Genomic DNA, 6,547 nt, shown 5'->3' on the forward strand with positions numbered 1-6,547 from the left:
TCAAAGCGCATCGGCCGTGACCCCCCGGAAGGGCGGTTGACCGGGGCGCGATCCTGCGCAAGCATGAGGACATGCGTTTCGAGGTGCTGCATCGGACGGTCTATCGCTACTCGGGTCCGGTCCGGCTTGGCCCGCATCTGCTGCGCCTGACGCCCCGGCCCGGCCGTGTCGCGGAGCTTTGTCAGAGCCTCGCGGTCACGCCGCTGCCGGTGGCCCGCAGGGACGAGACCGATGCCCATGGCAACCGCGTCACCCGGCTGGACTTTGCGGGCGAGACCCCGGCGCTGATCTTCGAAAGCCGCTTCACGCTGAGGACGCAGGCCTGGCTGGAGGCACCGGAGGGCGGCCCTGTGCCGCCCCTCTGCGCCGTTGCCCCCGAGGTCGCGGCCTTCGCGGCGGCGCTTGGTCCGCCCGGCGCTGGGCCGGACCGGTTCCTGAGCGCGCTGACCGAAGCTCTGCATGCCCGGATCGCGCGGCAGATCCGGCCCGACGGGGCGGCCTGGCCTGCAGAGGTGACGCTGGCGCGCGGGCAGGGGGCCTGTCGCGATCTGGCGGTTCTTTTCATCGCCGCCGCCGCGAGCCGCGGGATCGCGGCGCGGTTCGTCAGCGGCTATCAGGCCGAAAGCGAGCATCCGGATGGCCCGCGCCACATGCATGCCTGGCCCGAGGCGCTGGTGCCGGGGCGGGGCTGGTGCGGCTATGACCCGACCCATGGGCGCGCGGTCGGCGCGGGCCATGTCGCGCTGGCCGTGGCGCCCGATCAGGCCGGGACCATGCCGGTCGAGGGCGGATTCACCGCGGGGCCGGTGACGGCCGCGATGGAGGTCGATCTGCGGATCGCGACCGGGCCGGACGATGCTGCGCCCGATTGAAGCAGCGCAGCCGCTTGGCCCATCGGCCGATGCCCGGCTATCCTCGGGTGCCGGGGCGGGGCTGGAGGTTGGCGATGCGCGGGGCACGGACAAGCAGGACCCATCCTCTCCAGATCGCGGAGGTGTCGGCCGGGCCAGGGCTCGGGCGGATCGGCATCACCTTCTGTCCCGGCAAGCACGACCCGGTGGCCAGCACCGGCGCCTGGGCGCGCGATCTCGATGCCGATCTCGACGCCATCGCGGGCTGGGGCGCGCGGCTGGTCCTGAGTCTGGTCGAAAATGCCGAGCTCGTTGCACTGAAAGTGCCGGATCTGGGCGCAAGCGTGCGGGCGCGGGGGATGCTGTGGCGGCACCTGCCGATCCGCGACTATTCGGTGCCTGACGATTTCTTCGAGCGCCAATGGGCGACGACCGGCCCCGAGATCCGCGCGATCCTGCGGCAGGGCGGCGATGTGCTTGTCCATTGCAAAGGCGGGCTCGGCCGGGCCGGGATGATCGCGGGGCGGCTGCTGGCCGAGCTTGGCATGGCGCCCCAGGAGGCGATCCGCGCCGCGCGCCACGCGCGGCCCGGCGCCATCGAGACCCCGGCGCAGCTGGCGCTGGTGCGGCGCACAGAGCCCGCGGACGACCGGGTCCTGGATCTGGCGGCGCTTGAGCGGACGGGCGGGCGGCTGGGCAGCAATCCGGGCGGGGTCTATCGAGATGCCGAAGGGCGCCGGTTCTATGTCAAGGAACTGGAAAGTCCGGCCCATGCCCGCAACGAACGGATCGCGGCCGCGCTGTACCGGCTGGCGGGGGCGCCGACGCTGATCTACCGGCCGACCGCCGATCCCTGCCAGGTCGCAACCGAGTTCGTGACACTGGAAAAAGCCCATGCCGCGCAGTTCTCGGAGGACGAGCGGCGGTTTGCGCAGCGCTGGCTGGGGGTGCATGCCTGGACTGCGAACTGGGATGCTGCAGGCTTCGACGGCGACAACCAGGGCGTCGTGGGGGGGCAGGTGCTGACCCTCGATGTCGGCGGCGCGCTGGAGTTCCGCGCTTGCGGCGACCCCAAGGGCCGTGCCTTCGGCGCGGAGGTGGCCGAGCTTGACCGGCTGAGGGACGATCCCGACAACCCCCATGCCGTGCGGCTTTTCGGCGATATCGCCCCGGCGGCGCTGGCCGAGGCCGTGGGCCTCGTCACCGGCCTGCCCGACGAGGCGATCCGGGGCACGATCGAGGGCCTGGGCGGCAGCGCGCGGCTGACCGAGAAGATGATTGCCCGCAAGGCCGATCTGGCCGCGCGTCCGGGGTGACGGCGGGGCTCAGGCCAGGGCCAGCAAGCCCGGCACCTGCACCCGGATGGCCTCGGCGACGGCCGGGTCCAGCCGGTCCAGCCAGCGCGCGGGGATCGCCGCCGTCCCCCAGGTCGCGCCTGCCAGCATGCCCGCCAGCGCCGCGGTTGTGTCGGCATCGCCGCCTTCGTTGACGGTGCGGACCAGGCAGTCCTCGAAGCCGTCGGCGGCCAGATAGTGGTGCAGCACGGTCTGCATCGTGTCGACGACATAGGCCGAACACTGTCCGCGATAGGGGGCGAACCGGAAGTCGCGATGGGCCTCGATCAGGGTGTCGGCCTCGTCCCGCACCGCCTTATGGCCCTCGCCGCCGATCAGGCGGTGAACCATCCGCACGAGGCTCAGGCAGGCGGCATCGGACAGCGGGTGGTGATGGGTGGTGCGGGCCTGGGCCAGCGTCCAGCCCTCGGCCCGGCCGGGCGCGCCCAGCGTCGCCAGCGCGACCGGCAGCACCCGCATCGCGCCGCCATTCCCGGCATCGCCTTCGGACAGCGGCCCCTCGACCGTGCCTTTGGTCAGATAGCGGTGGATGCCGCGCCGACAGGTATTGCCGACATCGGCGGGGCCGGTCTTCAGCCAGGCGGCGAAGGCTTCGCATAGATCCTGAAGATCGAGCCCGCCGCAGCGGACGAGCGAGGCGCCCAGAGCCAGCGACATCTGGGTGTCGTCGGTCACCTGTCCGGGCGCGAGGCGCAGCCAGCCGCCGCCGACGATCTCGCGGTGCTGGCCGTACTGGGCGGCAATCTCGCGCCGGGTCATGAATTCCACGGTCGCGCCAAGCGCGTCGCCGATGGCAAAGCCCAGATAGGCGGCCAGCGCACGGTCGGCCGGGTCGGGGCGCGCCGCATCACACATAATCGACGCTTACCCGGAATTCGCCGCCGACCGCCAGATATTCGCGTTCGCCCCTCAGCAGGTGCGAGGGCAGCAGGCCGGGGAAGAACAGCACCTTGCACAGCGGCACCCGGGCCGTGAGGATCCGGTCGCCGAAACAGTCGGCCACCTCGCGGTCGGAGGAAAACGAGACGAGGTTGTTCAGCCGGATCACCGCCTCGCGCCGGTCGCTGCGCTCGACGATCAGGTGGCGTTCGACATCGTTGATGCCGCGATAAAGCGTCAGATGGCTCTGGCCGGGAAAGGCGAAACGGCGGATCGCCCACTGGCTGAATTCGAACAGCAGGTCGAGCTGCACCCAGATCGCGTTGTTGTGGAACTGGCTCGACATCTTCTCTTCGATATAGACATCCCAGGCGGGGCCGGGCACCGCGTCGATGATCTCGCGGTGAAACGAGGGGCAGACCCCGAACCGGCTTTCGACCCAGCCTTTCAGCACCGCACCCGCAGGGCCGTTGCTGTCGAAGCTCCAGCCCTGGATCAGCCGCAGGAAGGACGACCGGAACCGCTGTCGCCCGGCCGAGGGCACGTCGCGCTGTTCGTCGTCGATGCCGAACATGGCCATCATGTAGGCATGGAAGGCCTCGCCCGCCTCGGCCAGATCGGCGGCCTGGTCGAGCATGCCGAAGAGCCCCTGGTTCATCTCCTGCACACCCCAGATATGCAGCGGCGCGGGCGCGTCGTTGAAGGCACAGCTTTCCAGCCATTCCGAGGACCGACCCACGAGGTTGGTCGAATGGCGGGGGCCGCGCCGGGCAAGAGAGGGCTGGTCGTCCATCGCCGGTATCATGCGTCCTTGCCGGGCGGCGGGAAAGCCCCGAGGCGCCCCGGCCGAAGCGGCGATTTGGCGCCATCCGGGCGGGCGTCGGTCCCTCTGACGCCCCGCTTCCCGGCCGCCTTCATTGCGACGTTACAAAGCCGCGCCATGAGGTCTTGAGCAGATTGCGTGGAGAGTTACGATGACGTTGCGACTTTGGGGGATGAGTTCGATGCTTGCCCTCGCCGCGGGTTCGGTCGGTGCCGACGTTAAGGCCGAGATGAATTTCAACCGGATCGCGTCCTTTCCGGTGGTCGAGAACATGGCCGAGGGCGAGGACCGGTCCCGCGAAAGCTCGGCAGAGATCATCGACGCGACCGCCGACGGCATGACGCTGGTCTATACCGACAGCCCGCTCGGCGTGCTGGGGATGATCGACATCGCCGATCCGGCGGCGCCGAAGCCGCTGGGCAATGTGGTTCTGGACGGCGAGCCGACCAGCGTCGCGGTGGTGGGGCAGACCGCCTTCGTCGGCATCAACACCTCGGAAAGCTACACCAACCCCTCGGGGCGGCTGGCCGCGATCGACATCGCCAGCCGGACCGAGACCGGGTCCTGCGATCTGGGCGGCCAGCCAGACAGCGTGGCCAAGGCCCGCGATGGCAGCTTTCTGGCCGTGGCCATCGAGAACGAGCGCGATGAGGACCTGAATGACGGGGTCCTGCCGCAGAGGCCCGAGGGCTGGCTGGTTCTGGTCGGGCTGAAGGATGGCGCGCTGGATTGCGCCAGCCTGAAGAAGGTCGACCTGACCGGGCTGGCCGGGATCGCACCGGAGGATCCCGAACCCGAATTCGTCTCGATCAATGCCGCCGGCGAGACGGTCGTGACGCTGCAGGAAAACAACCACCTCGCGGTGGTGGCGCGGGACGGCACGGTGCTGTCGCAGTTTTCGGCCGGGACGGTCGATCTGGAGGGGATCGACGCGACCGACGAGCGTGCCGCGCTGATCTTCACGGAAAGCCAGAAGGGCCGGAAGCGCGAACCGGACGGCGTGACCTGGATCGACGACGATCACTTTGCCACCGCGAACGAGGGCGACTACGAAGGCGGCAGCCGCGGCTGGACGGTCTTTTCGAAGGACGGGCAGGTCGTCTATGAAAGCGGCCCCTCGTTGGAACATGCCATCGTCCAGATCGGCCATTACCCGGACAAGCGGTCGGATGCGAAGGGCGTCGAACCCGAAAGCGTCGTCTTCGGCCGGTTCGGCGACGCGCCTCTGCTGGTCGTGGGCACCGAGCGCGCCTCGGTGGCGGCGGTCTATGACGTGACCGACCCGGCCGCGCCGGTCCTGAAACAGCTGCTGCCCTCGGGCATCGGGCCGGAAGGTTTCGTGGCGATCCCGTCGCGCAACCTTCTGGTCTCGGCCAACGAGACCGATCTTGTCGCCGATGGCGCGGCGCGGTCGCATGTCATGATCTACCAGTATCAGGAGGCGCCCGCCGCCTACCCGATGCTGACCTCGGACGGCATGGACGAGCTGACCGGCTGGGGGGCCATCTCGGGCCTCGTCGCGGGCGAGCCCGGTGCGCTTTATGCCGTGAATGACAGCTTCTACGGCTACCAGCCGACGATCTTCCGGATCGACACCACCCGGACCCCCGCCCGCATCGTCGAGGCGATCCGGGTCACCCGGGCGGGCCGGCCGGCGCAAAAGCTTGACCTCGAGGGCATCACCCTCGACGGCGCGGGCGGGTTCTGGCTGGCCTCGGAGGGCAACAGCGCCAAGCTGGTGCCGCATGCGCTGTATCACGTGAACGCCAAGGGCGAGATCAAGGAAGAGGTGGCGCTGCCGCCCGAACTGTTGGCCAACGAGACCCGCTTTGGCTTCGAGGGCGTGACCAAGGTGGGCGATACGCTCTGGATGGCGGTTCAGCGCGAATGGGCGGACGATCCCAGGCATCAGGTCAAGCTGGTCGCCTATGATACCGCGGCCAAGACCTGGGGCGCGGTCCGCTATGAGCTGGCCACCCCCGAAACCGGCTGGGTCGGCCTGTCCGAGATCGTGGCCCATGGCGACTGGGTCTATCTCATCGAGCGGGACAACCAGATCGGCAGCGCGGCGGTCACCAAGAAGATCACCCGCGTGCCCCTGTCCGAGCTGCAGCCCGCGCCGCTGGACGGTCCGCTGCCGGTGGTGACCAAGGAGCTGGCGCGCGACCTGATCCCCGATCTCACGGCCACGGGCGGCTACGTGCTCGACAAGGTCGAGGGGCTGGCGATCGACGCGGATGGCACGATGTGGGTCGCGACCGACAATGACGGAGTGGATGACCACTCGGGCGAGACCATGTTCTTTGCCGTGAAGCCCTGACGCGATGCGCAGCGGGCGGTGCTGCCTTCGGGCGGCACCGCCCCCCGAAATTCGGCCCCATCCGCCCCGGACGGCCGAAATGCGGGGGATCGCCCCCGACGAGTCGGCCCCGATGCACGCGATTCCCGGTGTGCGGGCCGAAATTCGGGGCAAACACGCCTGAAGCCTCGGGTGTGGATAACTAAAAAACGTGTAACGTCAGTATCTTACAAGATTTCTGGCGGTCTGACGGCGATTTCTTCAAAAAACTGCTTGCGGGCATCGGCGTGGACCCGTAGATAGCCCCTCACCGGCGGCGCTGAGGCGCTGACGGGGCGGC

General features: G+C 69.3%; 5 protein-coding genes. 3 read left to right on the forward strand and 2 right to left on the reverse strand.

All coding sequences use genetic code 11. The features are described from left to right. Positions 1–71: 71 nt before the first annotated feature. Both DSD19_RS21250 and DSD19_RS22515 read left to right on the forward strand, forming a co-directional pair. Positions 72–872, forward strand: coding sequence for a transglutaminase N-terminal domain-containing protein (locus DSD19_RS21250; RefSeq protein ID WP_113671020.1), 801 nt, complete (start codon positions 72–74; stop codon positions 870–872). A gap of 122 nt (positions 873–994) precedes the next feature. Further along, positions 995–2,167 carry a cyclin-dependent kinase inhibitor 3 family protein gene (locus DSD19_RS22515; protein WP_243628210.1) on the forward strand — a complete coding sequence of 391 codons (1,173 nt, stop codon included), beginning with the start codon at positions 995–997 and terminating at the stop codon, positions 2,165–2,167. Between the two features lie 9 nt (positions 2,168–2,176). Here DSD19_RS22515 and draG read toward each other — a convergent pair whose 3' ends face one another. Further along, the gene (gene draG / locus DSD19_RS21260) at positions 2,177–3,061 is read right to left on the reverse strand and encodes an ADP-ribosyl-[dinitrogen reductase] hydrolase (RefSeq protein WP_113671022.1); all 885 of its coding nucleotides are present in this window, start codon (positions 3,059–3,061) and stop codon (positions 2,177–2,179) included. Continuing rightward, positions 3,054–3,878 (reverse strand): NAD(+)--dinitrogen-reductase ADP-D-ribosyltransferase, encoded by an 825-nt coding sequence (locus DSD19_RS21265; protein ID WP_113671023.1) that lies wholly within the window; start codon positions 3,876–3,878, stop codon positions 3,054–3,056. The genes draG and DSD19_RS21265 overlap by 8 nt, the downstream gene beginning before the upstream one ends. A 181-nt stretch (positions 3,879–4,059) precedes the next feature. Between DSD19_RS21265 and DSD19_RS21270 the strand changes: the two genes are divergently transcribed. Then, on the forward strand, positions 4,060–6,228 hold the full coding sequence (locus DSD19_RS21270; protein WP_113671024.1) for an esterase-like activity of phytase family protein: 2,169 nt from the start codon (positions 4,060–4,062) through the stop codon (positions 6,226–6,228). Positions 6,229–6,547: the final 319 nt, after the last annotated feature.

Source organism: Rhodovulum sp. BSW8 (assembly GCF_003314725.1).
In the GTDB taxonomy this organism is placed as follows: Bacteria; Pseudomonadota; Alphaproteobacteria; order Rhodobacterales; family Rhodobacteraceae; genus Rhodovulum; species Rhodovulum visakhapatnamense.